The sequence below is a fragment of the Shinella sp. genome, from assembly GCF_049651085.1.
In the GTDB taxonomy this organism is placed as follows: domain Bacteria; phylum Pseudomonadota; class Alphaproteobacteria; order Rhizobiales; family Rhizobiaceae; genus Shinella.
Window position 1 is genome coordinate 279,251 of record NZ_JBASBL010000009.1, and the last position, 25,781, is coordinate 305,031.

The 25,781-nt window shown below is 64.1% G+C and carries 23 protein-coding genes; 19 read left to right on the forward strand and 4 right to left on the reverse strand.

The window, feature by feature from the left end:
* Nucleotides 1-18: 18 nt before the first annotated feature.
* Nucleotides 19-897 carry a GNAT family N-acetyltransferase gene (locus WA950_RS06630; RefSeq protein ID WP_424550896.1) on the forward strand — a complete coding sequence of 293 codons (879 nt, stop codon included), beginning with the start codon at nt 19-21 and terminating at the stop codon, nt 895-897.
* Between the two features lie 33 nt (nt 898-930).
* On the opposite strand, the gene WA950_RS06635 is transcribed toward WA950_RS06630, so the two are convergent.
* Nucleotides 931-3,216 (reverse strand): NADP-dependent malic enzyme, encoded by a 2,286-nt coding sequence (locus tag WA950_RS06635; protein WP_424550897.1) that lies wholly within the window; start codon nt 3,214-3,216, stop codon nt 931-933.
* Between the two features lie 114 nt (nt 3,217-3,330).
* On the opposite strand from WA950_RS06635, the gene mutS reads away from it, so the two are divergent.
* From mutS to murJ, 3 genes are all read left to right on the forward strand, one after another.
* Nucleotides 3,331-6,069, forward strand: a complete 2,739-nt coding sequence (gene mutS / locus WA950_RS06640) for a DNA mismatch repair protein MutS (protein ID WP_424550898.1) — start codon at nt 3,331-3,333, stop codon at nt 6,067-6,069.
* Nucleotides 6,070-6,163: 94 nt separating this feature from the next.
* The gene (locus WA950_RS06645) at nt 6,164-9,007 is read left to right on the forward strand and encodes a [protein-PII] uridylyltransferase (RefSeq protein ID WP_424550999.1); all 2,844 of its coding nucleotides are present in this window, start codon (nt 6,164-6,166) and stop codon (nt 9,005-9,007) included.
* Nucleotides 9,004-10,596, forward strand: coding sequence for a murein biosynthesis integral membrane protein MurJ (gene murJ, locus WA950_RS06650; RefSeq protein WP_424550899.1), 1,593 nt, complete (start codon nt 9,004-9,006; stop codon nt 10,594-10,596). The genes WA950_RS06645 and murJ overlap by 4 nt, the downstream gene beginning before the upstream one ends.
* 10 nt (nt 10,597-10,606) lie before the next feature.
* On the opposite strand, the gene WA950_RS06655 is transcribed toward murJ, so the two are convergent.
* Nucleotides 10,607-11,014: a YcbK family protein gene (locus WA950_RS06655; protein WP_424551000.1), complete on the reverse strand. Its 408-nt coding sequence runs from the start codon at nt 11,012-11,014 to the stop codon at nt 10,607-10,609.
* Between the two features lie 348 nt (nt 11,015-11,362).
* Between WA950_RS06655 and trpS the strand changes: the two genes are divergently transcribed.
* From trpS to trmB, 15 genes are all read left to right on the forward strand, one after another.
* Nucleotides 11,363-12,430, forward strand: coding sequence for a tryptophan--tRNA ligase (gene trpS, locus WA950_RS06660; RefSeq protein ID WP_424550900.1), 1,068 nt, complete (start codon nt 11,363-11,365; stop codon nt 12,428-12,430).
* A gap of 37 nt (nt 12,431-12,467) precedes the next feature.
* Complete coding sequence (locus WA950_RS06665) at nt 12,468-12,959, forward strand: universal stress protein (protein ID WP_424550901.1); 492 nt, start codon at nt 12,468-12,470, stop codon at nt 12,957-12,959.
* 100 nt (nt 12,960-13,059) lie between these two features.
* Complete coding sequence (locus WA950_RS06670) at nt 13,060-13,629, forward strand: NifU family protein (RefSeq protein WP_424550902.1); 570 nt, start codon at nt 13,060-13,062, stop codon at nt 13,627-13,629.
* A gap of 30 nt (nt 13,630-13,659) precedes the next feature.
* Nucleotides 13,660-14,307, forward strand: a complete 648-nt coding sequence (gene tsaB, locus WA950_RS06675; RefSeq protein WP_424550903.1) for a tRNA (adenosine(37)-N6)-threonylcarbamoyltransferase complex dimerization subunit type 1 TsaB — start codon at nt 13,660-13,662, stop codon at nt 14,305-14,307.
* Nucleotides 14,308-14,802: a GNAT family N-acetyltransferase gene (locus tag WA950_RS06680; protein ID WP_424550904.1), complete on the forward strand. Its 495-nt coding sequence runs from the start codon at nt 14,308-14,310 to the stop codon at nt 14,800-14,802. It begins immediately after the preceding gene.
* A gap of 40 nt (nt 14,803-14,842) precedes the next feature.
* Complete coding sequence (locus tag WA950_RS06685; protein ID WP_424550905.1) at nt 14,843-15,268, forward strand: Fur family transcriptional regulator; 426 nt, start codon at nt 14,843-14,845, stop codon at nt 15,266-15,268.
* Nucleotides 15,269-15,311: 43 nt separating this feature from the next.
* A complete protein-coding gene (locus WA950_RS06690) occupies nt 15,312-16,112 on the forward strand; it encodes a lysophospholipid acyltransferase family protein (RefSeq protein WP_424550906.1) in 801 nt (266 codons plus the stop codon).
* A gap of 41 nt (nt 16,113-16,153) precedes the next feature.
* Complete coding sequence (gene miaB, locus WA950_RS06695) at nt 16,154-17,542, forward strand: tRNA (N6-isopentenyl adenosine(37)-C2)-methylthiotransferase MiaB (protein ID WP_424550907.1); 1,389 nt, start codon at nt 16,154-16,156, stop codon at nt 17,540-17,542.
* Between the two features lie 27 nt (nt 17,543-17,569).
* Nucleotides 17,570-18,622, forward strand: a complete 1,053-nt coding sequence (locus WA950_RS06700; protein WP_424550908.1) for a PhoH family protein — start codon at nt 17,570-17,572, stop codon at nt 18,620-18,622.
* A 71-nt stretch (nt 18,623-18,693) separates the two neighbouring features.
* The gene (ybeY, locus tag WA950_RS06705) at nt 18,694-19,200 is read left to right on the forward strand and encodes an rRNA maturation RNase YbeY (protein ID WP_424550909.1); all 507 of its coding nucleotides are present in this window, start codon (nt 18,694-18,696) and stop codon (nt 19,198-19,200) included.
* A gap of 12 nt (nt 19,201-19,212) precedes the next feature.
* Nucleotides 19,213-20,364 (forward strand): hemolysin family protein, encoded by a 1,152-nt coding sequence (locus WA950_RS06710; RefSeq protein WP_424550910.1) that lies wholly within the window; start codon nt 19,213-19,215, stop codon nt 20,362-20,364.
* A 216-nt stretch (nt 20,365-20,580) separates the two neighbouring features.
* Nucleotides 20,581-22,164 carry an apolipoprotein N-acyltransferase gene (gene lnt / locus WA950_RS06715; protein WP_424550911.1) on the forward strand — a complete coding sequence of 528 codons (1,584 nt, stop codon included), beginning with the start codon at nt 20,581-20,583 and terminating at the stop codon, nt 22,162-22,164.
* A 146-nt stretch (nt 22,165-22,310) separates the two neighbouring features.
* Nucleotides 22,311-22,730 (forward strand): helix-turn-helix domain-containing protein, encoded by a 420-nt coding sequence (locus WA950_RS06720; RefSeq protein WP_424550912.1) that lies wholly within the window; start codon nt 22,311-22,313, stop codon nt 22,728-22,730.
* Between the two features lie 205 nt (nt 22,731-22,935).
* On the forward strand, nt 22,936-24,174 hold the full coding sequence (gene metK / locus WA950_RS06725) for a methionine adenosyltransferase (RefSeq protein ID WP_424550913.1): 1,239 nt from the start codon (nt 22,936-22,938) through the stop codon (nt 24,172-24,174).
* A 7-nt stretch (nt 24,175-24,181) separates the two neighbouring features.
* The gene (gene trmB / locus WA950_RS06730; RefSeq protein WP_424550914.1) at nt 24,182-24,883 is read left to right on the forward strand and encodes a tRNA (guanosine(46)-N7)-methyltransferase TrmB; all 702 of its coding nucleotides are present in this window, start codon (nt 24,182-24,184) and stop codon (nt 24,881-24,883) included.
* Between the two features lie 21 nt (nt 24,884-24,904).
* Here trmB and WA950_RS06735 read toward each other — a convergent pair whose 3' ends face one another.
* Entirely contained in the window at nt 24,905-25,162 is a 258-nt protein-coding gene (locus WA950_RS06735; protein WP_424550915.1) for a DUF1150 family protein, read from the reverse strand.
* A 132-nt stretch (nt 25,163-25,294) separates the two neighbouring features.
* A complete protein-coding gene (locus WA950_RS06740) occupies nt 25,295-25,717 on the reverse strand; it encodes an Hsp20 family protein (protein WP_424550916.1) in 423 nt (140 codons plus the stop codon).
* Nucleotides 25,718-25,781 lie beyond the last annotated feature (64 nt).

Genomic DNA, 25,781 nt, shown 5'->3' on the forward strand with positions numbered 1-25,781 from the left:
CTTAACGGGTAGACTGCCATGACGTTCGACCTTGCCCAGACTATCGCACCGGCGGAGATCGCCCAGAAGCCGGCGCCCGCTGCCGGGCGTTCTGGGACGGACGTGCTTGGTCGCATCGGCAATCTCGAGACGCGGCTTGCCCGCTCCGTCTCGGAAATCGACGCGGCCCAGGCCGTGCGCTACCGCGTCTTCGCCGAAGAGATGAAGGCAAAGTTGCCCGCCGACGCGGTGCGCCGCAAACGCGACATCGATGCCTGGGACATGGTCTGCGACCATCTGCTCGTGCTCGACACCTCGATCGAGGGCGATGCGGAAGAGCAGATCGTCGGCACCTATCGCCTGCTGCGGCAGGACGTGGCGGCGGTTTCCGGCGGCTTCTATTCCCAGTCGGAATTCGACGTCGATGCGCTGATCGCCCGCCATCCGGACAAGCGCTTCATGGAGCTCGGCCGCTCCTGCGTGCTGCCGGACTACCGCACCAAGCGCACGGTGGAACTGCTCTGGCAGGGCAACTGGGCCTATTCGCTGAAGCACGGCGTCGACGTCATGTTCGGCTGCGCCTCCTTCCATGGCATCGTGCCGGAGGAGCATGCGCTGGCGCTTTCCTTCCTGCACCACAATGTCCAGGCCCGCGACGAATGGAGCGTTTCGGCCCGGCCGGAACTCTTCCGCACCATGGACCTGATGCCGTCGGAAGGCATCGATGCGCGCAGGGCGCTCTCCGCCATGCCGCCGCTCATCAAGGGCTATCTGCGCCTCGGCGCGGCGTTTGGCGACGGCGCTGTCGTCGACCATGGCTTCAACACGACGGACGTGCTGGTCGTTCTGCCGACCGGCAGGATTTCCGGCCGCTACCTCAACTACTACGGCGCCGACGCCGGACGCTTCGCGAGCTAGGGCATTTCCGCAGCTGCGGAAATGCCCTGATTGTCAGACGCCTGAATTGTAGGCGGCGATCGTCGCCATGTTGACGATATCGGAATCCTTCGCCCCCATCGAGACGATCTGTACCGACTTGTCGAGGCCGACGAGCAGCGGGCCGATCACCGTCGCGCCGCCAAGCTCCTGCAGCATCTTGGTCGAGATCGAGGCCGAGTGGAACGCCGGCATCACGAGCACGTTGCCGGGGCCGGACAGGCGGCAGAACGGATATTGCTCCATGATGCGCGGGTCGAGCGCCACATCGGCCGCCATCTCGCCGTCATATTCGAAATCGACGCGCCGGCGGTCGAGGATCTTTACCGCTTCGCGCACCCGCTCCGAGCGCTCGCCCGACGGATGGCCGAAGGTCGAATAGGCGAGCATCGCGACGCGCGGGTCGTAGCCGAGGCGGCGGGCAAGGCCGGCCGCTTCTTCCGCGATATCCGCCAGCTCTTCCGCGGACGGCATGTCGTGCACCGCGGTATCGGCGACGAGCACGGCGCGGCCGCGGCAGAGCGCAAGCGACGCGCCGATGACCCGATGGCCCGGCTTGGCGTCGATGCAGCGACGCACGTCTTCGAGCGCCGTCGAATAGTTGCGGGTAAGACCCGTCACCATTGCATCCGCATCGCCGAGCGCCACCATGCAGGCCGCAAAGTGGTTGCGGTCGTTGTGGATCAGGCGCTGGGCGTCGCGGAAGAGGAAGCCGTCGCGCTGCAGCCGGGCGTAGAGATAGTCGATATAGACGTTGTTGCGCTTCGAGATGCGGGCATTCACCAGCTCTATGCCGGGCCGGTCGAGATCGATGCCGGCGCGTTCGGCCGTTTCGCGGATATGCTCCTCCCGGCCGAGCAGGATGGCGGTGCCGAGCTGCTGGTTCACATAGGAGACGGCAGCGCGCATCATCTGCTCTTCCTCGCCCTCGGCGAAGACGACGCGCTTCGGCTGGCGGCGCACCCGGGCGTAGATCTGCTGCAGCGTCGAGGCGATCGGATCGCGCCGCGCACGCAGATCGCGCGCATAGGCGTCGAGGTCAGGGATAGCCTTGCGTGCGACGCCCGTTTCCATGGCCGCCTTGGCGACGGCGACGGGGATGGCCGAGATGAGGCGCGGGTCGAACGGTACGGGGATGATGTATTGCGAGCCAAAACGGGGGCGCACGCCCTGATAGGCGGCCGCGACATCGTCCGGCACGTCTTCCTTGGCAAGGCTGGCGAGCGCTTCGGCCGCCGCGATCTTCATGGCGTCGTTGATGGTCGAGGCGCGCACGTCGAGAGCGCCCCGGAAAATGTAGGGGAAGCCAAGGACGTTGTTGACCTGGTTCGGATAGTCCGAGCGGCCGGTCGCGACGATGGCGTCGTCACGAATGCGGGCGACTTCCTCCGGCGTGATTTCCGGATCCGGGTTGGCCATGGCGAAAATGATCGGCCGCGGCGCCATGGAGCGGATCATCTCTTCCGAAAGCGCGCCCTTGGCCGAAAGGCCGAAGACCACGTCGGCGCCATCCATGGCTTCTGCCAGCGTGCGGCGGTCGGTCTTCACCGCATGCGCCGATTTCCACTGGTTCATGCCGTCTTCACGGCCCTGGTAGATGACGCCCTTGGTGTCGCACAGGATGATGTTGCCGGGTGCAAAGCCCATCGCCTTGACAAGCTCGATGCAGGCGATGGCGGCGGCGCCAGCGCCGTTGCAGACGAGTTTCGTCGTCTTCAGGTCACGGCCGGTCAGTGCCAGCGCATTGATGAGGCCGGCGGCGGCGATGATGGCGGTGCCGTGCTGGTCGTCGTGGAAGACCGGGATGTCCATCAGTTCGCGCAGGCGCTGCTCGATGATGAAGCAGTCGGGCGCCTTGATGTCCTCGAGGTTGATGCCGCCGAAGGAGGGGCCGAGGTAGCGCACGCAGTTGATGAATTCGTCGACATTTTCAGTGTCGACCTCGAGGTCGATGGAATCGACATCGGCGAAGCGCTTGAAGAGCACCGACTTGCCTTCCATCACGGGCTTGGAGGCGAGCGCGCCGAGATTGCCGAGGCCGAGGATGGCGGTACCGTTGGAGATGACGGCGACCATGTTGCCGCGCGTGGTGTAGTCGTAGGCGGTCGCGGGGTCTTCCGCGATGGCCTTGACCGGCACCGCGACGCCGGGCGAATAGGCGAGCGACAGGTCACGCTGCGTCGCCATCGGCTTGGTCGGCGTGATTTCAAGCTTTCCCGGACGTCCGGACGAATGGAAATCCAGCGCTTCCTTGTCCGTAACCGTTGCCCTCTGGCGCTCTGATTTGTCGATACCCGGCATGCTCTCCCCTTCACACTCCTGTGGGCGATAAACCCATAGCTTCTCACAGCTGTTGTTTTCTATATCGCTGCATGGCTAGGGTGGCACCTCTTTTTTAGGAAGAACAGACTCTCCGTGAACGATCAGATCGCCCGCCAGAACGATATCCTGTCGACAGCCGAGCTTGCCAGCGACGAAAGCCGCGCATCGGCGACGCCGATGATGGAGCAGTATATCGAAATCAAGGCGACCAATCCCGACAGCATGCTGTTCTACCGCATGGGCGATTTCTACGAGCTGTTCTTCCAGGACGCCGTCGATGCCTCCCGCGCGCTCGGCATCACGCTGACGAAGCGCGGCCAGCATCTGGGCCGCGACATTCCGATGTGTGGCGTGCCGGTCCATGCGGCGGACGACTATCTCCAGCGGCTGATCTCCGTCGGCTTCCGGGTCGCGGTCTGCGAACAGGTGGAAGACCCGGCGGAGGCCAAGAAGCGCGGCTCCAAATCCGTGGTGCGCCGCGATGTCGTGCGCCTGGTGACGCCCGGCACGCTGACGGAAGAAAAGCTGCTCTCGCCGTCCGACGCCAATTACCTGATGGCCGTCGCGCGCATCCGCGGCGGGGCGGACCCCGCCATGGCGCTCGCCTGGATCGATATCTCGACGGGTATCTTCCGTCTCTCGGAGACGGGCCAGAGCCAGCTTCTCGCCGATATCCTGCGCATCGATCCGCGCGAGCTGATCGTGCCGGACACGCTGTTCTACGATCCCGATTTCCGTCCGGTGCTGGATGTCATCGGCCGCGTGGCGGTGCCGCAACCGTCCGTGCTCTTCGACAGCGCGACGGCGGAAGGTCGCATCGCGCGCTATTTCGACGTCTCCACGCTCGACGGTTTCGGCACTTTCTCGCGTGCCGAGCTGGCGGCGGCGTCGGCTGCTGTCGCCTATGTGGAAAAGACGCAGATCGCCGAGCGTCCGCCGCTCGGCCGGCCCGAACGCGAAAGCTCGGCCTCCACGCTCTTCATAGATCCGGCGACCCGCACGAACCTCGAACTGGTGCGCACGCAATCGGGCGAACGCGGCGGCACGCTGCTGAAAGCCATCGACCGCACCGTCACGAGCGGCGGGGCGCGGCTTCTCGCCGAACGGCTGATGTCGCCGCTGACCGATCCCGCCGCGATCGGCGCACGGCTCGATTCGCTCTCGACGCTTGGCGACCGTCCGTCCTTCTGCGAGGACCTGCGCCGGGCGCTGCGGCAGCTTCCCGATATGCCGCGGGCGCTGTCGCGCATCGCGCTCGGCCGCGGCGGCCCGCGCGATCTCGGCGCGATCCTGCAGGGCTTTGCCGCGTCGGCCGAAATCACGCATCTGATGGCGGCGGAATATCTCGACGGCGAGCTGGCCGCGGCCCGCAAGGCCACCACGGCCCTGCCGATCGACCTGTCGCATCGCCTCTCCGCCATGCTTGCCGACGAACTGCCGCTGCTGAAGCGCGACGGCGGCTTCATCCGCGAGGGGGCGGACGCAGAGCTTGACGAGATGCGGGCGCTGCGCGACCAGTCCCGCCGCGTCGTCGCCGGCCTCCAGCTGCAATATGCCGAGGAGACGGGCGTCAAGTCGCTGAAGATCAAGCACAACAACGTGCTCGGCTATTTCATCGAGGTGTCCGCCGGCAATGCCTCCGCATTGACGGATGGCGACGAGGCGAAAGCACGCTTCATCCACCGCCAGACCATGGCCGGCGCCATGCGCTTCACGACGACGGTGCTGTCCGAACTCGAAACCAAGATCGCCAACGCCGCCGACCGGGCGCTCGCCATCGAGCTTGCGGCGTTTGACGGGCTCGTCGAGGCGGTCGTTGCTGAGGCCGAGGCCATCAAGACCGCGGCGCGGGCGCTGGCCGTGGTCGATGTTTCCGTCGGGCTTGCGGCGCTTGCCGAAGAGCAGGCCTATTGCCGGCCCGTCGTCGACGATTCGACGATGTTCGCCATTGTCGGTGGGCGTCATCCGGTGGTCGAACAGGCGCTGCGCCGCCAGCAGGCGGCCGCTTTCGTCGCCAATTCCTGCGACCTGTCGCCGGATGACGGCAAGGGGCATGGCGCGATCTGGCTGCTGACCGGTCCGAACATGGGCGGTAAGTCGACATTCCTGCGCCAGAACGCCCTCATCGCCATCCTTGCGCAGATCGGCTCTTACGTTCCGGCCGAAAGCGCCCATATCGGCATCGTCGACCGGCTGTTCTCGCGTGTCGGCGCGTCGGACGATCTTGCCCGCGGTCGCTCGACCTTCATGGTCGAGATGGTCGAGACTGCGGCGATCCTCAACCAGGCGACCGACCGCTCGCTCGTCATCCTCGATGAAATCGGCCGCGGCACGGCGACGTTCGACGGCCTGTCCATCGCCTGGGCGGCGGTCGAGCATCTGCACGAGGCCAATCGTTGCCGCGGTCTTTTCGCCACGCATTTCCATGAGCTGACGGTGCTTTCGGAGAAGCTGGCACGCCTTTCCAACGCCACAATGCGCGTCAAGGAATGGGACGGCGACGTGATCTTCCTGCACGAGGTCGGCCCCGGCGCGGCGGACCGTTCCTACGGTATCCAGGTGGCGCGCCTTGCGGGTCTTCCGCCTTCGGTCGTGGCGCGGGCGAAAGACGTCCTCGCCAAGCTGGAGGATGCGGACCGCAAGAACCCGGCAAGCCAGCTCATCGACGATCTTCCGCTCTTCCAGGTCGCGGTGCGCCGTGAGGAGACCCAGCGCGGTTCCGCGCCGTCGAAGGTCGAGGATCTGGTGAAGGATCTCAACCCGGACGACATGACGCCGCGCGAGGCGCTGGATGCGCTCTATGCGCTGAAGAAAGAACTTGGCAACCGCTAGCCGCTAGGATCACTGTCCTCGCGTGCCGAAAGGGTCTATAGGCATGCGAACCGAACGGGCGATCGAGGACAAGCGGGACGCAAGCCGGCATCCAATGGAAAAGAAGCTCTTGGCACCGGCCGATTCCGGTCTTCTCGACGTGCCGGCGCTACGCGCCAGATGCGAGTTCATCGCCAGCACCAATGCCGACTACCGCGATCGCATGCGGGGCGAGCTGCTGGCCGAATTCAAGAAGATCAATGCTGCCGGCCGCGCCCGGGCGCGCGAACTGCTGTTCGAGGACGGTAGCGGCCTGCAATGCGCGGCGCGTATTTCCTGGCTGCAGGACCAGATCATCTCGGTCCTGCACGATTTCACCCTCAACCACGTCTTCAGCGCCGGTCAGGCGCCGCCCGCCTCGCGCGTTACCGTGACTGCCGTCGGCGGCTATGGCCGCGGCACGCTGGCGCCGGGCTCGGACATCGACCTGCTCTTCCTGCTGCCGCAAAAGCCGGCCGCCTGGAGCGAACCGGCCATCGAGTTCATTCTCTATATCCTGTGGGATCTCGGCTTCAAGGTCGGCCACGCGACGCGCAATCTCGAGGAATGCATCCAGCTCTCCAAGGGCGACATGACGATCCGCACGGCAATCCTCGAAGCCCGCTATATCTGCGGCTCGGTGGCGCTGTTCGAGGAAATGGCTGTGCGCTTCGACCGCGAGATCGTGCGCGGGACCGGGCCGGAATTCATCGCGGCCAAACTTGCCGAGCGCGACGAGCGCCACCGCAAGGCGGGCGATACGCGCTATCTCGTCGAGCCGAACGTCAAGGAAGGCAAGGGGGGGCTGCGCGATCTGCACACGCTGTTCTGGATCGCCAAATACTTCTACCACATCCGCGATCCCGCCGAACTGGTGAAGCTCGGCGTGCTGTCCCGGCAGGAATACAAGCTCTTCCAGAAGGCGGACGATTTTCTCTGGGCGGTGCGCTGCCACATGCATTTCCTGACCGGAAAGGCGGAGGAGCGTCTGTCCTTCGACATCCAGCGCGAGATTGCGGAATGCCTCGGCTACCAGCCGCATCCGGGCCTGTCGGCCGTCGAGCGCTTCATGAAGCACTATTTCCTCGTCGCCAAGGATGTGGGCGACCTCACGCGCATCTTCTGCGCGACGCTGGAGGACCAGCAGGCCAAGGAAGCGCCCGGCATCAGCGCCGCCATCAGCCGCTTCACGCGGCGCACGCGAAAGATCGCCGGCACGCTGGACTTCCTGGAGGACCGCGGCCGCATCACCCTTGCCGACGCGGATGTCTTCAGGCGCGATCCGGTGAACCTCATCCGGCTCTTCCACATCGCCGACATCAACGGGCTGGAGTTTCATCCCAACGCCCTCAAGCAGGTTACACGGTCGTTGAAGCTCATCAATGCGGCGCTGCGCGAGGACGAAGAGGCCAACCGCCTCTTCCTCTCTGTCCTGACCTCGCCGCGCGACCCGGCGCTCATTCTGCGCCGCATGAACGAATCGGGCGTGCTCGGCCGGTTCATCCCGGATTTCGGCAAGATCGTCGCGATGATGCAGTTCAACATGTATCATCATTACACCGTCGACGAGCACCTGATCCGCGCCGTCGGCATCCTGGCCAGCATCGACCAGGGCCGCGAAAAGGATGCGCACCCGCTGAGCTATCAGGTGATGCCCGGCATCGAGGATCGCATCTCCCTCTATGTCGCGGTGCTGTTGCACGATATCGCCAAAGGCCGCCCGGAGGACCATTCCGAAGCCGGCGCCAGGGTCGCACGCAAGCTCTGCCCGCGCTTCGGCCTCTCGCCGAAGCAGACGGAGCTGGTCGTCTGGCTGATCGAGGAACATCTCACCATGTCCATGGTCGCCCAGACCCGCGACCTCAACGACCGCAAGACCATCGTCGATTTCGCCGAGAAGGTGCAGTCAATGGAGCGGCTGAAAATGCTGATGGTGCTGACGGTCTGCGATATCCGCGCCGTCGGCCCCGGCGTGTGGAACGGCTGGAAGGGCCAGTTGCTGCGCACGCTCTACCACGAGACGGAACTTCTGATTTCCGGCGGCTTCTCCGAACTGTCGCGCAAGGAACGTTCGCAGGCCGCGCGCGAAACGCTGTGCGAAGCGCTTCCGGCCGACTGGAGCCAGAAGGACCGCAAGACCTATACGCGCCTGCACTACGACCCCTACCTGCTGACGGTGTCGCTTGAGGACCAGGTGCGCCATGCGACGTTCATCCGCGAGGTGGACAAGGCGCGCCAGACGCTCGCCACCATGGTGCGCACGCACTCCTTCCATGCGATCACCGAGATCACGGTGCTCTCGCCCGACCATCCGCGCCTGCTGACGGTGATTGCCGGAGCCTGCGCGGCGTCGGGGGCCAACATCGTCGATGCGCAGATCTTCACGACGTCCGACGGGCGAGCGCTCGACACGATCCTTGTCAACCGCGAGTTCGCCGACGATGCGGACGAGACGCGCCGCGCCGGCACGATCGGCCGGATGATCGAGGACGTGCTGTCCGGCCGCAAGCGCCTGCCGGAAGTGATCGCGACACGCACGAAAAGCCGCAAGCGCAGCCGCACATTCACCGTTCCGCCGGCCGTCATCATTTCCAATACGCTGTCGAACAAGTTCACTGTCATCGAGATCGAGTGCCTCGACCGTCCCGGCCTGCTTTCGGAAGTGACGGCCGTGCTTTCTGACCTCTCGCTCGACATCGCCTCGGCGCATATCACCACCTTTGGCGAGAAGGTCATCGACACCTTCTACGTCACCGACCTCGTCGGGCAGAAGATTACCAACGACAACCGGCAGGCCAATATCGCGGCACGGCTGAAGGCCGTCATGGCCGACGAGGCAGACGAACTGCGCGACCGCATGCCGCCGGGCATGATCGCGCCCGGCCCCGCCACGCCGAAAAGGATCAGGGCAGAACAATGAGTCTCGTCAAGAAATTCGCGACCGTCGGCGGCGCGACGCTCGGCAGCCGCGTGCTCGGCTTTGCGCGCGAAACGCTGATGGCCGCGGCGCTCGGCACGGGGCCGATGGCCGATGCCTTCTATGCCGCCTTCCGGTTCCCCAACCTTTTCCGGCGTCTTTTTGCCGAGGGCGCGTTCAATGCCGCTTTCGTACCGCTCTTCGCCAAGGAGATCGAGGCCGGCGGCATCGATGGCGCGAAGCGCTTTTCCGAGGAGGTCTTCGGCGTCCTCTTCAGCATCCTCCTGATGCTGACCATCGCGATGGAACTGCTGATGCCGCTCATCGTCGCCTGGGTCATCGCGCCGGGCTTTGTGGGCGATGCGGAGAAGTTCGACGTGACGGTGAAGCTCGCCGTCGTCATGTTCCCCTACCTCATGTGCATGTCGCTGACGGCCATGCTGTCGGGCATGCTGAATTCGCTGCATCACTATTTTGCCGCCGCCGTTGCCCCGGTCTTCCTCAATGTCGTGCTGATCGGCGCGCTTGGCTACGGCCTCTGGCATGGGGCTTCGCCGCTGGAGACGGCCTGGTATCTTTCTTGGGGTGTGCTCGCCGCCGGCCTTCTCCAGATGGCGGTGCTCTATGCCGGCGTGCGACATGCCGGCATGCGCATCGGCTTTCGCCGGCCACGCATGACGCCCAACGTCAGGCGGCTGCTCTGGCTTGCCTTTCCTGCGGCGATAACCGGCGGCATCACCCAGATCAACCAGCTTATCGGCCAGATGATCGCCTCCACCAAGGACGGCGCGATCTCGGCCCTGCAATATGCCGACCGGGTCTACCAGCTGCCGCTCGGCGTCGTCGGCATCGCCGTCGGCGTGGTGCTGCTGCCGGAGCTTGCGCGGGCGCTGAAGGGAGGGCAGGAACGCGAGGCGGGCAACCTTCAGAACCGTTCGATGGAATTCGTGCTCTTCCTGACGCTGCCGGCGGCGGGTGCCCTCTGGGTGATTTCCGACGAGATCGTCCGCGTGCTCTATGAACGCGGCGCCTTCGGCACGGAGACGACCGCTATCGTGGCCGGCACGCTCGCCATCTATGGCCTCGGCCTGCCGGGCTTCGTGCTGATCAAGGCGCTCAATCCCGGCTTCTTCGCGCGCGAAGACACCAGGACGCCGATGCGCATCACACTGTTGTCGGTCGTCATCAACTGCGTGCTGGCGGTCTCGCTCTTCCCGTTGTTCCACGAGCGCGGCATCGCCACCGCCGAGGCCGTCTCCGGCTGGGTGACGGCGCTGCTGCTCTTCGTCACGCTGGTTCGGCGGGGCCATTGGTCGCTGGAAAAGGCGCTCGTCTGGCGCGTCGCACGGCTGTTGGTCGCGACCGTCGTCATGGCGGTCTCGCTCCACTACGCATCCGGCTATTTCGCCGACCGCCTCGCCTCGACCGCGCCACTCTATGAGCAGGTCCTGACGCTCGGCCTTCTCGTCGGGCTCGCCATGCTCGTTTATTTCTCCGTCGCCTTCCTCATCGGCGGGGCGGACCTCGGCATGATCCGCCGCAACATGAAGCGCAAGGCGAAGGCCGCACCCGCCGAGGACCCGAGCGAATAGGCTTGCCGCGTCAGCGCGCGGCGAGCCTCGCTCTCTTGGTCAGCCGGGCCAGCCCGCCGCAATGGTGCCAGCGCCGTTTCGGCCCGACATCGACATGGACGATGCCGTTGCAATAGGTGCCGATCCCGCCGATGGCGGGCGCTGAGCGTGCGGCGGCGATGATCCGCTTCACGGAAATGCCGGGAATACGAATGTCGGCGGCCAGGCATTTGCGGTGATAGGAGCCACGCCGTCCGTTCGAGCGATGGCCCGACGTGACGAGCGGCCGGCGTCCGACCTGGCGGGCGATATGGGAAAGCACGGCCTTCAGCTTGCCGGGAAAACATCGGTGCCGCACGCGCGGCGTCTGGATGGTGTAGATTTTCGCCAAAGTCCCCTTGTCGGTCCGGGAGGCGTGTTTCTGGCTGCGGCCCGCCATGGTTTCGGTCGCGAAAAGCGATGTCAGCGCCATGACGCAGGCAAGCAGAATGGAACCGTTCTTTCGCACGGGTCAGCTCCGTCTTGTGCCCCTTCGTCACAAAACGGCCGATCGGGACCGGCCTCCCTCTAAATCCCCGCGGGGAGACAACGCCCGGATGATGTCTTTTATAAGGACATCCTGATACGTGCGGGCCGGGCAGGCCCCCTTGATCGGCGCCCCGGCGCCGTGCATAAGCGCCACGTATTTTTTAACGCAATCCCGGCCGGAAAACCGCTTCGCACGTTTTCCCGGTATTGCGCGTGCAACAGGGACCAGGCCCTCCACCCGCCTGAAGGAAACACCGTCATGAGCGCATTCAAGCCTCTCGTCTTCTCCGGCGTGCAGCCGACCGGCAACCTCCATCTCGGCAACTATCTCGGCGCGATCCGCAAGTTCGTGGCGCTGCAGGAAGACAATGACTGCATCTATTGCGTCGTCGACCTGCACGCGCTGACCGCCCAGCTGGTGCACGAGGATATGCGGGGCCAGATCCGCTCCATCGCGGCCGCCTTCATCGCTTCCGGCATCGACCCGAAGAAGCACATCGTCTTCAACCAGTCCGCCGTGCCGCAGCACTCGGAACTCGCCTGGATCTTCAACTGCGTGGCGCGCATCGGCTGGATGGAGCGCATGACCCAGTTCAAGGACAAGACCGGCGGCAAGAATGCCGAGCAGGTTTCGCTCGGGCTGCTCGCCTATCCGAGTCTGATGGCGGCCGACATCCTCGTCTATCGCGCGACGCATGTGCCCGTCGGCGACGACCAGAAGCAGCACCTGGAGCTGACCCGCGATATCGCGCAGAAATTCAACATCGATTTCAGCGATCATATCCGCAAGGCCGGCACGGGCGTCGATATCGTCGTCGGCGAGGAGCCGGTGCACGCCTATTTCCCGATGGTCGAGCCGCTGATCGGCGGGCCTGCGCCGCGGGTCATGAGCCTGCGTGACGGCACGAAGAAGATGTCGAAGTCGGATGCATCCGATCTTTCGCGCATCAACCTGCTCGACGATTCCGAAACGATCTCGAAGAAGATTCGCAGGGCCAAGACCGATCCGGATGCGTTGCCGAGCGAGATCGAAGGCCTGAAGGGGCGTCCGGAAGCTGAAAACCTCGTCGGCATCTATGCGGCGCTCTCCGACAAGAGCAAGGCGGAGGTGCTTTCCGAGTTCGGCGGCCAGCAGTTCTCGGCTTTCAAGCCGGCGCTCGTCGACCTTGCCGTCAATGTTCTCTCGCCGATCACCGACGAGATGCGCCGCCTGATGGGCGACACGAGCCATATCGACGCGATCCTTAGGGATGGCGGCGAAAGGGCGCGGGCGCGGGCCGAAAAAACCATGAAGGAAGTTCGCGACATCGTCGGTTTTGTGCAGTAAGATTCGCGCCGAAACGTCCTTGAGAGAAGGGGGCTGTATGGTTTCTCGACGACTTTCCCGCCTTGAAGGCCACCGTCGCAAATTCCTGGCGGTCATCGACGATACGCCGGAATGCCAGCGCGCCGTCCACTATGCGGGAATGCGGGCGAAGAACTCCAATGGCGCCGTGGTTCTGCTCTATGTGATCGCCGACGCCGACTTCCAGCAATGGCTGGGGGTCGAGGAGATCATGCGGGCGGAAGCGCGCGAGGAGGCCGAGGCCGTGCTTGCCAAGGCGGCCCAGGCGCTGCGTGAATCGATCGGCATCGAGCCGGAAACGGTGATCCGCGAGGGCGTGGCGAGCGAGCAGATCAACGGACTGATCGAGGAGGATCGTGATATTGCGATCCTGGTTCTGGCGGCCGGATCCGCCAAGGAAGGGCCGGGGCCGCTGGTCTCGTCTCTGGCCGGCCGCGCGCAGGCTTTCCCGATCCCGGTCACGGTGGTCTCGGATCAGCTCAGCGACGAAGAACTCGACGCACTTAGTTAGTCCCCCGTCTTGAAGAACGGCGCGGAAGCTCCTATCTTCTTTTGAATTATTCTAAATATCTTGGCCGGCCGGCAAGCGCCTGGCCCGCACGGAGAGAAAGATGTTCATCCAGACCGAAGCGACGCCGAACCCGGCGACCCTCAAGTTCCTGCCGGGCAAGGTCGTGCTGGAGGCAGGCACGGCCGAATTCCGCGACGAGACGGAAGCGCGCGCAGGCTCGCCGCTTGCCGCCCGCCTGTTCGCCATACCCGGCGTAAAGGGCGTGTTCCTCGGCTATGACTTCATCACCGTCACCAAGGACGATGCCGATTGGCAGCACATGAAGCCGGCCATCCTCGGCAATATCATGGAACACTTCATGTCCGGCCAGCCGGTCATGGCAAGCGGCGCGCTTTCCGGCAATGACGACGAGGACGGCGAGTTCTTCGACGAGGGTGACGAAACGATCGTCGCCACCATCAAGGAACTGCTCGATACCCGCGTCCGCCCGGCCGTGGCGCAGGACGGCGGCGACATCACCTTCAAGGGGTTCCGCGACGGCGTGGTCTACCTCAACATGAAGGGAGCCTGCTCGGGTTGCCCGTCCTCGACGGCGACGCTGAAGCATGGTGTTCAGAACCTTCTCCGCCATTTCGTACCGGAAGTGCAGGAAGTTGAAGCAGTCGCCTGAGGCCTGCCGCACCTATCGCCGGTGCCCGGCATGATCGTCCTTGCGATCGATACTGCGGGCACGGGCTGCTACGCGGCGCTCTATGATTCCCTTGAGGATACCGTGCTCGGCAGTGCCGGCGCGGATATCGGCCGCGGCCATGCCGAGCGGCTGATGGAATTCGTCGATGCGGCGCTCGATGCCGCGGACATGGTGTTGCAGCAGGTCGATCGTATCGCGGTCACCATCGGCCCCGGCTCGTTCACCGGCATCCGCGTCGGCGTTGCCGCCGCGCGCGGGCTTTCCCTGGCGCTCGGCGTTCCCGCCGTGGGCGTCTCGAGCCTGGCGGCGCTCGCCGCCGACCGCAAGGCCGGCCTGCCGCTTCTGGTCGCGATGGATGCCAAGCGCGACGAGGTCTACTGGCAGTCTTTCGCCGCCGATGGCGCGGCCATCTCGCCGCCCGCGATTGCAACCCTTGCCGAGGCGCGTGACATTGCCGCAGGCCATGACGGCATGATCGCCGGTTCTGCCGCTGTCTTGCTGCGCGAAGGCGCGCTGCAGGAGGGCGATGGCGCTTCCATTGCGACGGTAGCGCGTCTTGGCGCGCTGCTTGAGCCGCAGGACCACCTGCCGAAGCCACTTTACCTGCGCGGTCCCGATGCCAAGCCGCAGGCGGGTTTCGCGATCCGGAGGGCGTGAATGTCGCTCACCGATTATTTCACCCGCAAGCCCGCCTTCGAGATCTTTCCGCTCGAAACGGCTGACGCCGGCATTGCCGCAGCGCTGCATCGCACGCGCTTTCCCAAGCCGTGGAACGACGGCGAGTTTCACTCGCTGCTGTCACAGGATCCGGTTTTTGGCTTCGTGGCGCTGCGCGAAGGCGATCTCGGCCGAACGGCCGGCGGCTTCGTGCTCGCCCGCGCGGCAGCCGGCGAGGCTGAAATCCTGACGATCGGCGTCGATCAGCGGTTCGGGCGCTCCGGTCTCGGCTGGCGGCTGATGCTGGCGGCACTGCGCGAGGCGAAGATGCGCGGCGCCGAGGACGTTTTCCTGGAGGTCGATCAGGAAAATACCGCTGCATGCGGGCTTTATGTCAAGCTCGGCTTTGCCAAGGTCGGCGAACGCAAGGCTTACTATGCCTCGGCCGGGGGCAGCCGCTCCACGGCGCTTGTCATGCGCCGCGATCTTCGCTAGTTCCCCTGTCGGGGGGGCAGAACGAACGAGGGAAGACTGCATGACGGAAGTGGAGAAATCGCTGGAAGAGCTTTGTGTCGAGCGCGGCATGCGCATGACCGATCAGCGCCGCGTCATTGCGCGCGTGCTGGAAGCTTCTGCCGATCATCCGGACGTAGAAGAGCTTTACCGCCGCTCGTCCGCCGTCGATTCGCGGATTTCCATCTCGACGGTCTATCGCACGGTAAAGCTCTTCGAGGATGCCGGCATCATCGAGCGGCATGATTTCCGCGATGGCCGTTCGCGCTACGAAACCGTACCGGATGAGCATCACGATCACCTGATCGACCTGAAGACGGGGACCGTCATCGAATTCCATTCGCCGGAAATCGAGGCCTTGCAGGAGCGCATCGCCCGCGAGCATGGCTTTCGTCTCGTCGATCACCGCCTGGAACTCTACGGTGTTCCGCTCAAGGAGGGCGAGTGAGGCGAACCGCCGCTCACCTCCCTGAACTTCCCCCGGTGAGCCATTGATCACCTGGCTCCGCATTGGGCTCGGCCTCATTGTTCTCGTCACGGCAACGCTCGTCCTGCTGCCGGTCCAGCTTGTCGGTCTCTACTTCGACCTGAGGGTCCGTCGCCGCGTGCCGCGTCTGTGGCACCGGGTCGCCTGCCGCGTGCTGGGCCTCAAGGTCCGGGTGCATGGCACGCTCGAGACGAAACGCCCCCTGCTGATCGCCGCCAACCATGCCTCCTGGAAGGACATCATGGTTTTGGGCTCGATCGCCGACGTTGTCTATATCGCGAAGGCCGAGGTGCGCGGCTGGCCGGTCCTGGGCGTTCTCGCCCGCCTTCAGGCGACGATCTTCGTGGAGCGGAATCAGCGCCAGAAGACCGGCGACCAAGTGGATGAAATCGCCCGGCGCATGGCGGATGACGAGATCGTCGTGCTCTTCCCGGAAGGCACGACCTCGGACGGCAATCGCCTGCTGGAGGTGAAAACCTCGCTGTTCGGCGCTGCCGCTTCCGCCGTTCCGCACGCGCGGGACGGCGTGGTCCATATCCAGCCCGTGTCCATCGCCTATACCGGCCTGCACGGCATGGCGATGGGCCGCTACCACAGGCCGCTTGCCGCCTGGCCGGGCGATATCGCGCTTCTGCCGCACCTTCTCGGCGTGGCGCGCGAGGGGGCGGTCGATGTCGATGTCGATTTCGGCGAGCGGGTGGACTATCTGCAGGCGAGCAATCGCAAGCAGGTGAGCCGTACGGTCGAGGCGCGCATCCGCGCGATGCTGGGCGCGCGGCTGCGCGGCCGGCGATCCGAAATGTGACGGGACTTCATTTTTCGGCACTTTTCCACTATGCAGGCGCCATGAGCGAACAATCAGTCATCACGCCCACAGCAGACGCCACGCCGAACACCCGCAAGGTCTTCGTCAAGACCTATGGCTGCCAGATGAACGTCTATGACAGCGAGCGGATGACGGACGCGTTGTCGAAGGATGGTTATCAGGCGACGGACGTGCTGGAAGAGGCCGATCTCGTTCTCCTCAATACCTGTCATATCCGCGAGAAGGCGGCCGAGAAGGTCTATTCCGAACTAGGGCGCCTGCGCGAGATGAAGAAGGCCCGCGCCAGGGATGGCCGCGAAATGGTGATCGGCGTCACCGGTTGCGTCGCCCAGGCGGAAGGCAAGGAAATCCTGCGCCGTGCGCCCGCGGTCGATCTCGTCATCGGTCCGCAGACCTATCACCGCCTGCCGGAGGCGCTGCGCCGCGCCAAGGACGGCGAGCGCGTCGTGGAAACCGACTACGCCATCGAGGACAAGTTCGAGCATCTGCCGCCGCCGGAAAAGGCAAGGACCCGCGCGCGCGGCGTCACCGCCTTCCTCACCGTGCAGGAGGGCTGCGACAAGTTCTGCACCTTCTGCGTGGTGCCCTATACGCGTGGGTCCGAAGTGTCGCGTCCGGTCGCTCAGATCGTCGCCGAGGCCGAGCGCCTCGTCGAAGGCGGCGTGCGCGAAATCACCTTGCTCGGCCAGAACGTCAATGCCTGGCACGGTCTTGGCCCGGACGGCAGCGAATGGGGGCTCGGCGATCTGCTCTACCGGCTTGCGGAGATCGAGGGCCTGGCGCGCCTGCGCTACACGACCAGCCATCCGCGCGACATGGACGACCGCCTGATCGAGGCGCACCGGGACCTGCCGAAGCTGATGCCCTATCTGCATCTGCCGGTGCAGGCCGGCTCCGACCGCATTCTGAAGGCGATGAACCGTCGGCACACGGCGGCGGACTATATCGCCCTCATCGAGCGCATCCGTGCCGTTCAGCCGGCGCTTGCGATCTCGGGCGATTTCATCGTCGGCTTTCCCGGCGAGACCGACGAAGACTTCGAGGAGACCATGCGCCTCATCGAGACGGTCGGTTATGCACAGGCATTTTCGTTCAAATATTCCACCCGCCCCGGCACGCCCGGCGCGGAGATGGACGGCCATGTCGAAGAGAGCGTGAAGTCCGAACGCCTTGAAAGATTGCAGGCTTTGCTGTTCCGCCAGCAGCGCGAATTCGCGACCGGCTGTATCGGCAAGGAGATCGACCTGCTTCTGGAGAAGCCCGGACGCATGCCCGGCCAGCTCGTCGGCCGCTCGCCCTGGCTCCAGCCTGTGAATGTTGATGCAAAAGGTTCTGAAATCGGTGACATTATCCGGGTACGAATCATCGATGCCGGGCCCAACAGCCTTTTCGCTGAAGCGATCGGGTAACGGGCGGATCGCAAGGAGCTTGACCGCTTGAACGGACACGAACTGATGACGTCATCGCCGCGCCAGTCGAAGACCGAGACCGACGCCAATCAATTCGTGCTCACTTTCGAGAACAATCGATACGCAAGCGAGCTCTTTGGCCAGTTCGACCAGAACCTGAAGCTTCTGGAACAGCGCCTCAGCATCGATGCCCGCGCCCGCGGCAATTCCGTTTCCATTTCCGGCGACGTGGTGGCCACCAACCAGGCCCGACGCGCGCTCGACTATCTCTATGATCGTCTCCAGAAGGGCGGCTCGATCGAGCTTTCCGACGTCGAGGGCGCGATCCGCATGGCGATCGCCGCGGACGACCAGCTTTCGCTGCCGACGATGGAGCGCAAGGCAAAGCTCACCATGTCGCAGATTAGCACCCGCAAGAAGACCATCGCCGCCCGCACGCCGACGCAGGATACCTATATCCGCGCGCTGGAGCGCTCCGAGCTCGTCTTCGGCGTCGGCCCGGCCGGCACCGGCAAGACCTACCTCGCCGTCGCCTATGCCGCCCAGCTCCTGGAGCGCGGCGCGGTCGATCGCATCATCCTGTCGCGCCCGGCCGTCGAAGCCGGTGAGCGCCTCGGCTTCCTGCCGGGCGACATGAAGGAAAAGGTCGATCCCTATCTGCGCCCGCTCTATGACGCGCTCTACGACATGATGCCCGGCGACAAGGTGGAACGGGCGATCACCGCCGGCGTCATCGAGATTGCCCCGCTCGCCTTCATGCGCGGCCGCACGCTCGCCAATGCCGCGGTCATTCTCGATGAGGCGCAGAACACGACCTCGATGCAGATGAAGATGTTCCTGACGCGTCTTGGAGAAAACGGCCGCATGATCGTGACCGGCGACCCGAGCCAGGTCGATTTGCCGCGCGGCGTCAAATCCGGTCTCGTCGAGGCCCTGCAGATCCTCAAGGGCGTGGAAGGCGTTTCGGTCGTCCGCTTCAAGGACGTGGATGTCGTGCGCCATCCGATGGTCGCCCGCATCGTCCGGGCCTATGAGGCCCAGACCGCCGTGCAGGACGAAAGCGAGCAGACGGACCGCTGAGGCGGCGAGGAGCAATTCCAGCAGGATCGTAGAGCAGCCATGCTTGCGGAACTGCGCAGACAAGAAGTCCCATGAGCGAACTTGATATCCAGATTTCCGTCGAAGAGGGTACGTGGCCCTCGGAAGAGCGCCTGCACGCCATAAGCGAGCGCGTGCTCGGCACGGCCGCGACATTCCTGCAGCGGCAGGAAAAGCAGCCCTTCCCGAAGACCGACGCACCGGAGGTTTCTCTCGTCTTTACCAGCGACGAGGAAATCCGCGGCATCAACGCCGAGTGGCGCAGCCAGGACAAGCCGACCAATGTACTGTCCTTCCCCGCCTTTCCGCTGACACCCGGAAAAATGCCGGGTCCGATGCTCGGCGACATCATCTTCGCGCAGGAGACGCTGACCCGCGAGGCGGCCGATCTCGGCAAGTCTTTCGACGATCATCTCACGCATCTTCTGGTGCATGGATTTCTGCATCTCTTCGGATATGATCACATGGACGACGAAGAAGCGGAAAAAATGGAAGGGCTCGAGACTCGCATTCTTGCCGAGCTTGGCTTATCTGACCCATACGGGGATGGCCCCGATTAACAGTTTGGACCAATGAGCGACTTCAGAAATCAGTCGGCAACGACGGAAAAAAACGAGGCGGATGCCTCAAGTCAGGACGAGGCGGGCAGTAGTAGCAGCGCGCCGAAGCAGGAAAGCAGTGGCCGATCATCCTTCTGGTCACGCGCGACACGGCTTTGGCGCATGACGGGCGCGTCCACCCTCCGCAAGGATCTTGCGGATGCCCTGATGACGGAAGATACCGGCGGCGAGCCGGCCTTCCTGCCCGAAGAGCGGGCGATGCTTCACAACATTCTCCGGTTCCGCGAGGTGCGGGTCGAGGACGTCATGGTGCCGCGCGCCGATATCGAGGCGGTCGACCAGGACATCACGATCGCCGAGCTGATGGTGATCTTCGAGGATTCCGGCCGCTCGCGCATGCCGGTCTACAATGAAAGCCTCGACGATCCGCGCGGTATGGTGCATATCCGCGACCTTCTCGCCTATGTCACCAAGCAGGCGCGCAACAAGCGCCGCACCAGCGCGAAGGCTGCTCCCGCCAATGGCGAAAAGCCGGCGCGCGCGCCGAAGGCGGACTTCGATCTCGGCCGTGTCGACCTGTCCAAGACGGTCGCTGAAGCCGGCATCATCCGCCAGGTCCTCTTCGTGCCGCCCTCCATGCTCGCCGCCGACCTGATGGCGCGCATGCAGGCCGACCGCACGCAGATGGCGCTCGTCATCGACGAATATGGCGGTACGGACGGCCTTGCCTCGCTGGAGGATATTGTCGAGATGGTCGTCGGCGACATCGAGGACGAACACGACGACGACGAGGCCATGATCCAGCGCGTCAGCGACGATGTTTTCGTCGCGGATGCCCGTGTCGAGCTGGAAGAGCTTGCCGAGGCGATCGGCCGGGATTTCGATATTCGCGAACAGCTCGAGGATGCCGACACGCTCGGCGGCCTGATCTTCGCCTCGCTCGGTCGCATTCCGGTGCGCGGCGAGGTCGTCCAGGCCGTGCCGGGCTTTGAATTCCACGTGCTCGATGCGGACCCGCGCCGCGTCAAGCGGGTGCGCGTCACCCGCAAGCGGGCCAGTTCCAGCCGCCGCCGGGATCGCCGGCCGGAAGGCGAGGGGACGGGTCTTGCCGCCGATCACCCCAAGCAGCCTGAGCAACAGGGCGGTGAAGCGGGCCCCGAATAGGGCACGTCCGCTGTTCCCGTCACGATGATCTGCGCCTTGTCCTGCCGTAACGCGGGACAAGGCGCAGTTTTTTTGGAAGACTGGCGCGGCTGATTCGGGGCAAGCAATTCCAGCAAGGCGTGCAGCGATGTTGCATGCGCAATTGCGCCAATGCAGGGGGTAGAGCACTTCAGCGGTTCCAGGAAACCCGGAAATGCTCGAGCGAAAGGGGACGGCATGGAGCGGCTTGCGGGCACGGTCATGCTCCTGTCTGGAACGAGACGGGGGCTGGTGGCATTTCTTGCGGGCCTGATCGGGGTGCTGGCGCTGCCGCCCTTCGGCTTCCTTGCGGCGCTCTTCGTGTCCTTCACTTTGCTCGTCTGGCTCATCGACGGCGCCAGCGCCGCACCGGAGGCGGGTTTCCTGCGCCGCCTCGCGCCGGCCTTCCGCATCGGCTGGTTCTTCGGGTTCGGCTATTTCGTCGGCGGGCTCTGGTGGCTCGGCAAGGCGCTTCTCGTGGAGGCGGATGCCTTTGCCTGGGCCTTGCCGCTTGCCGTGTTCGGCCTGCCTGCCGTGCTTGCCCTCTACTATGGTTTTGCCACGGCGCTTGCCCGGCTTTTCTGGTCGGACGGCATGGGCCGGATCGCAGCCCTCGCCTTGGCCTTCGGCATCGGCGAATGGCTGCGCGGCACGCTCTTTACCGGCTTTCCCTGGAATGCGGTCGGCTATGGCGCAATGCCGGTGCCGCTTCTCATGCAGTCGTCGGGCCTCGTCGGCATTGCCGGCATGAATGCGCTTTCCGTCTTCGTCTTCGCCGCACCCGCCCTGCTCGGAACGCGGCGGGGCCGGGGTTTGGGACTGACGATTGCGACGCTTCTGTTCGCGCTGCATGTCGGCTACGGCTACTACGCGCTCAACATCGCGCCGACGCCTGAAAACGACACGACCGCCATCCGCCTCGTCCAGCCGGTGATCGACCAGGCGATGAAGCTTGATGATTCCGCGCGCGCCGAAATCTTCGAGCGGCACCTTTCGCTGAGTGCGGCAGCGCCCGAGGCCGGAGGCAAGCGACCGGACATCGTCGTCTGGCCGGAGACATCGATCCCCTTCATCCTCACGGAAAATCCGGATGCGCTGATGCGCATCGCCGAGGTGCTGGCGGATGACCAGATCCTGATCGCCGGCGCGGTGCGCACGGAAAGCGCCGGCTCCGGCAAGGCGCCGCGCTACTACAATTCCATCTACGCGATCGACGGCAAGGGGCAGATCGTCGGTGCGGCCGACAAGGTGCATCTGGTTCCGTTCGGTGAATACATGCCTTTCGCCGACCTCTTCGAGGGGCTCGGCGTCAATCCGGTCGCCATGCCGGGCGGTTTTTCGGCGGCCCGCGAGCACCAGATGCTGAATGCCGCCGGCAAGGGGCTCTATCCGCTGGTCTGCTACGAGGCGATCTTCCCTTCCGAGATCAATGCGTCGGCGTCGGCGGCGGCTGCCCTCCTCAATGTCACCAACGATGCCTGGTTCGGCAACACGCCAGGTCCCTATCAGCATTTTCTTCAGGCGCGCTTGCGCGCCGTCGAGCGCGGCACGCCGCTGATTCGTGCTGCCAATAACGGTATTTCGGCCGTCGTCGATGCGAGGGGCAGGGTGGTTTCGGGTCTTGCCTATGATGCGCCGGGCTTTGTGGATGCAACCCTTACGGGAAAGCTTGCGCCGGGTGGGTGGGAGGAGTGGCGGGATTACGCCTTTCCGATCATTCTCTGTGTACTGTTCGGAATCGCCGTGATTTCCCGCATTGGTTTTGCAAGCAGGGTGAATTGACCAAAAACCCCTAAAATAGCATAGTGCACCCTGCCGGCCGTTCTCCTGTATTGTAGCGACCATCAGAGTTTGCGCATACAACGTGACGTTAGGTTTTTGTTAAGGGTGCCGGTGGCTGGGGCCATTTCCGCGTTAGGACAAAAGTGATGATGGAAAACAAAAAGAAGCCGAATCCGATCGATATTCATGTCGGCAGCCGGATCAGGCTTCGCAGGACCATGCTCGGCATGAGCCAGGAAAAGCTGGGCGAAAGCCTCGGCATTACCTTCCAGCAGATCCAGAAATACGAGAAGGGCACGAACCGCGTCGGCGCAAGCCGCCTGCAGAACATTTCGAGCATTCTCAACGTGCCGGTCTCCTTCTTCTTCGAGGATGCGCCGGGCGATCAGACGAACGCCCAGGCCGGTCTGGCCGAGGCATCGAGTTCCAACTACGTCGTCGATTTTCTCTCCTCCTCCGAAGGTCTGCAGCTTAACCGCGCCTTCGTGAAGATCGGCGACCCGAAGGTGCGCCGCAAGCTCGTGGATCTGGTGAAGGCGCTGGCCGCCGAAGCCGAGACAGAGTGATTGATCCTCCCAGGATATGGACAAAAAGCGGCCCTTCGGGGCCGTTTTCATGTGCGGTGATCTCTGTATCTTCCGCGCGACAGTCGATGTGAAATCGGCTGGAAACGCGAGACATAAAGATATTCTTATGTCCTTGTGTGCTTGTCTTTGCGCGTTGAACTGAATAACAACGTCGAAGTCCATTTTCTTTGAGGGGAATTCCCGCATGCGCAGCAGTTATCTCTTCACCAGCGAGTCCGTCGCCGAAGGCCACCCGGACAAGGTTTGTGATCGCATCTCCGATGAAATCGTTGATCTCGTTTATCGCGAAGCGGTGAAGTCGAAGGTCGATCCGTGGTCGGTCCGCATTGCCTGCGAGACGCTTGCCACGACCAACCGCGTCGTGATTGCCGGTGAAGTGCGCCTGCCGCCGAGCCTCCTGAAAAAGGACAAGGAAGGCCACGACGTCATCAATCCCGTCAAGTTCAAGGCTGCTGCCCGCAAGGCGATCCGTGATATCGGCTATGAGCAGGACGGCTTCCACTGGAAGACGGCGAAGATCGACGTGCTGCTGCATTCCCAGTCTGCCGATATCGCGCAGGGCGTCGACAATGCCGCCGACAAGCAGGGCGACGAGGGTGCCGGCGACCAGGGCATCATGTTCGGCTATGCCTGCCGCGAGACGGCCGAACTCATGCCGGCTCCGCTCTATTACTCGCACCGCATTCTTCAGTTGCTCGCCGACGCCCGCAAGAAGGGTGAGGGCGATGCAGGCAAGCTCGGCCCCGACGCCAAGAGCCAGGTGACCGTACGCTACGTCGACGGCAAGCCCGCCGACGTCGCTTCGATCGTGCTCTCCACGCAGCATCTGGACAGCAACTGGGATTCCGACAAGGTGCGCCAGGTCGTCGAGCCCTACATCCGCGAGGCGCTGGGTGATCTGAAGATCGCCGACGATTGCTCCTGGTACATCAATCCGACGGGGAAATTCGTGATCGGCGGCCCGGACGGCGATGCCGGCCTTACCGGCCGCAAGATCATCGTCGATACCTATGGCGGTGCCGCTCCGCACGGTGGCGGCGCGTTCTCCGGCAAGGACACGACCAAGGTGGACCGCTCGGCCGCCTATGCGGCGCGCTATCTTGCCAAGAACGTCGTTGCAGCCGGTCTCGCCGATCGCTGCACCATCCAGCTCTCCTACGCCATCGGCGTCGCCCAGCCGCTGTCGGTCTATGTTGACCTGCACGGCACGGGCAAGGTAAGCGAAGATCAGGTTGAGGACGCGATCCGACAGGTCATGGACCTTTCGCCCTCGGGCATCCGTCGCCACCTCGATCTCAACAAGCCGATCTACGCCAAGACGGCGGCTTACGGCCACTTCGGCCGCAAGGCCGGCCGTGACGGCTCCTTCTCCTGGGAGCGCCTCGACCTCGTCAAGGCTCTCAAGGAAGCCCTGAAGAACTGAGGACGACATGAGTGATGCAGAGCGCCGCAGCCGCGCGACCGAAGCCTTCTTCGGTCGCCGCAAGGGAAAGCCGTTGCGTGAGCGGCAGGCGCAGCATCTCGAAACGCTACTGCCGGCGCTGAAGGTCGATCTCTCGGCCCCGGCTCCGGCAGACATCGCGACGCTCTACGATTTTACACCCGCAGGCATTCGCCTCGAAATCGGCTTCGGCGGCGGGGAGCATCTCATCCATCGCGCGCTGGAGCAGCAGGAAACCGCCTTCATCGGCGTCGAGCCCTTCGTCAATTCCATGGCGAAGCTCGTCGGCCGTATCGATGAAACGGGCGCGAAGAACATCCGGCTCTATGATGATGATGCGACGGAGCTTCTGGACTGGCTGCCGGCAGCCTCGATCGACCAGATCGACCTTCTCTACCCGGATCCCTGGCCGAAGAAGAAGCACTGGAAGCGGCGGTTTGTCTCAAGCGTCAATCTGGATCGCTTTGCCCGGGTGCTGAAGCCGGGCGGGCTCTTCTGCTTCGCGTCCGACATCGACACCTATGTCAACTGGACGCTCATGCACTGCGGGGCGCATCCCGCTTTCGAGTGGACCGCGGACAATGCGGCCGACTGGCTGACGCCATATGCCGGCTGGCCGGGCACGCGCTACGAGGCGAAGGCCAAGCGCGAAGGCCGCAAGTCGGCCTATCTCACTTTCCGCCGTCTCTGACGGAAAGTGAACTCTCAGGCGTCAGTGCAGGCTGACCGTGCGCAACTCGTCCTCGGCGGCCTTGTAGAACGTGCTGGACCGGTTGTCGGTCAGCAGGATCGGCGTGCCGTCCGCGCCGAACAGCGCCCACAGGTCGAGGCTCGGATCGATCTCCGGGGCTTCCGGGAAGACCCGCGAGACTTCGTCCGCCTTCATCTTGCGTATATAGCCGACTTCGCCTGCGCCAAGATGGGCAAGGTCTGCCTTCGAAACGGTGAGGGTTGCGGTTTTCAGTCCCATCTTTGCCTCCATGGCAATGCCGGCAGGGCCGGCCACCGGACGCCCACGGCCACCATGGCCCATCGGTGCGTCAGGCGATCACGCTACGCTTGAAACGTTCCGGCGGGTGTTCCCGCAGGAACGGCTCATGATCTAGTCTGATACGGAAATGTTAATTTTCTTTACCGTCCGCTGCGGTTCGGGCCGCACGAGATCAACCGAAAGAAGGCCGTTCTTCAGTTCGGCGCTCTGAACGCGCATGCCGTCGGCAAGCACGAAGGTGCGCTGGAACTGGCGGGCTGCGATGCCGCGGTAAAGATAGTCCCGTTCACCGCCATCGATTTGACGACCGCGAATGACGAGCTGGTTTTCTTCCGTCGTCACATCGAGTTCTTCGTCGGAAAAGCCCGCCACGGCAAGCGTGATGCGCAGGCGCTCGGGTTCGCCGTCCGGCCGCAGCCGCTCGATATTGTACGGAGGGTAGCCATCATTGCCCTTGGCGATACGCTCGAGGGTCTTTTCCATGGCGTCGAAACCGAGCAGCAACGGGCTCGTGAAAGGGGTCATGCGTGTCATCGTCTAGTCCTTGGCTTTCAAGCGACTTTGGCGGGACCCGACCTCGGCATCCCGATGGCTGCAA

Coding starts and splice junctions, on each gene's coding strand:
- ybeY (WP_424550909.1), top strand. CDS start 18,694: ATGAGCGAACTTGATATCCAGATTTCCGTCGAAGAGGGTACGTGGCCC.
- WA950_RS06710 (WP_424550910.1), top strand. CDS start 19,213: ATGAGCGACTTCAGAAATCAGTCGGCAACGACGGAAAAAAACGAGGCG.
- WA950_RS06670 (WP_424550902.1), top strand. CDS start 13,060: ATGTTCATCCAGACCGAAGCGACGCCGAACCCGGCGACCCTCAAGTTC.
- trpS (WP_424550900.1), top strand. CDS start 11,363: ATGAGCGCATTCAAGCCTCTCGTCTTCTCCGGCGTGCAGCCGACCGGC.
- WA950_RS06655 (WP_424551000.1), bottom strand. CDS start 11,014: ATGGCGGGCCGCAGCCAGAAACACGCCTCCCGGACCGACAAGGGGACT.
- WA950_RS06630 (WP_424550896.1), top strand. CDS start 19: ATGACGTTCGACCTTGCCCAGACTATCGCACCGGCGGAGATCGCCCAG.
- WA950_RS06645 (WP_424550999.1), top strand. CDS start 6,164: ATGGAAAAGAAGCTCTTGGCACCGGCCGATTCCGGTCTTCTCGACGTG.
- WA950_RS06720 (WP_424550912.1), top strand. CDS start 22,311: ATGATGGAAAACAAAAAGAAGCCGAATCCGATCGATATTCATGTCGGC.
- WA950_RS06680 (WP_424550904.1), top strand. CDS start 14,308: ATGTCGCTCACCGATTATTTCACCCGCAAGCCCGCCTTCGAGATCTTT.
- trmB (WP_424550914.1), top strand. CDS start 24,182: ATGAGTGATGCAGAGCGCCGCAGCCGCGCGACCGAAGCCTTCTTCGGT.
- WA950_RS06635 (WP_424550897.1), bottom strand. CDS start 3,216: ATGCCGGGTATCGACAAATCAGAGCGCCAGAGGGCAACGGTTACGGAC.
- lnt (WP_424550911.1), top strand. CDS start 20,581: ATGGAGCGGCTTGCGGGCACGGTCATGCTCCTGTCTGGAACGAGACGG.
- tsaB (WP_424550903.1), top strand. CDS start 13,660: ATGATCGTCCTTGCGATCGATACTGCGGGCACGGGCTGCTACGCGGCG.
- murJ (WP_424550899.1), top strand. CDS start 9,004: ATGAGTCTCGTCAAGAAATTCGCGACCGTCGGCGGCGCGACGCTCGGC.
- miaB (WP_424550907.1), top strand. CDS start 16,154: ATGAGCGAACAATCAGTCATCACGCCCACAGCAGACGCCACGCCGAAC.
- metK (WP_424550913.1), top strand. CDS start 22,936: ATGCGCAGCAGTTATCTCTTCACCAGCGAGTCCGTCGCCGAAGGCCAC.
- WA950_RS06685 (WP_424550905.1), top strand. CDS start 14,843: ATGACGGAAGTGGAGAAATCGCTGGAAGAGCTTTGTGTCGAGCGCGGC.
- WA950_RS06740 (WP_424550916.1), bottom strand. CDS start 25,717: ATGACACGCATGACCCCTTTCACGAGCCCGTTGCTGCTCGGTTTCGAC.
- WA950_RS06735 (WP_424550915.1), bottom strand. CDS start 25,162: ATGGGACTGAAAACCGCAACCCTCACCGTTTCGAAGGCAGACCTTGCC.
- WA950_RS06665 (WP_424550901.1), top strand. CDS start 12,468: ATGGTTTCTCGACGACTTTCCCGCCTTGAAGGCCACCGTCGCAAATTC.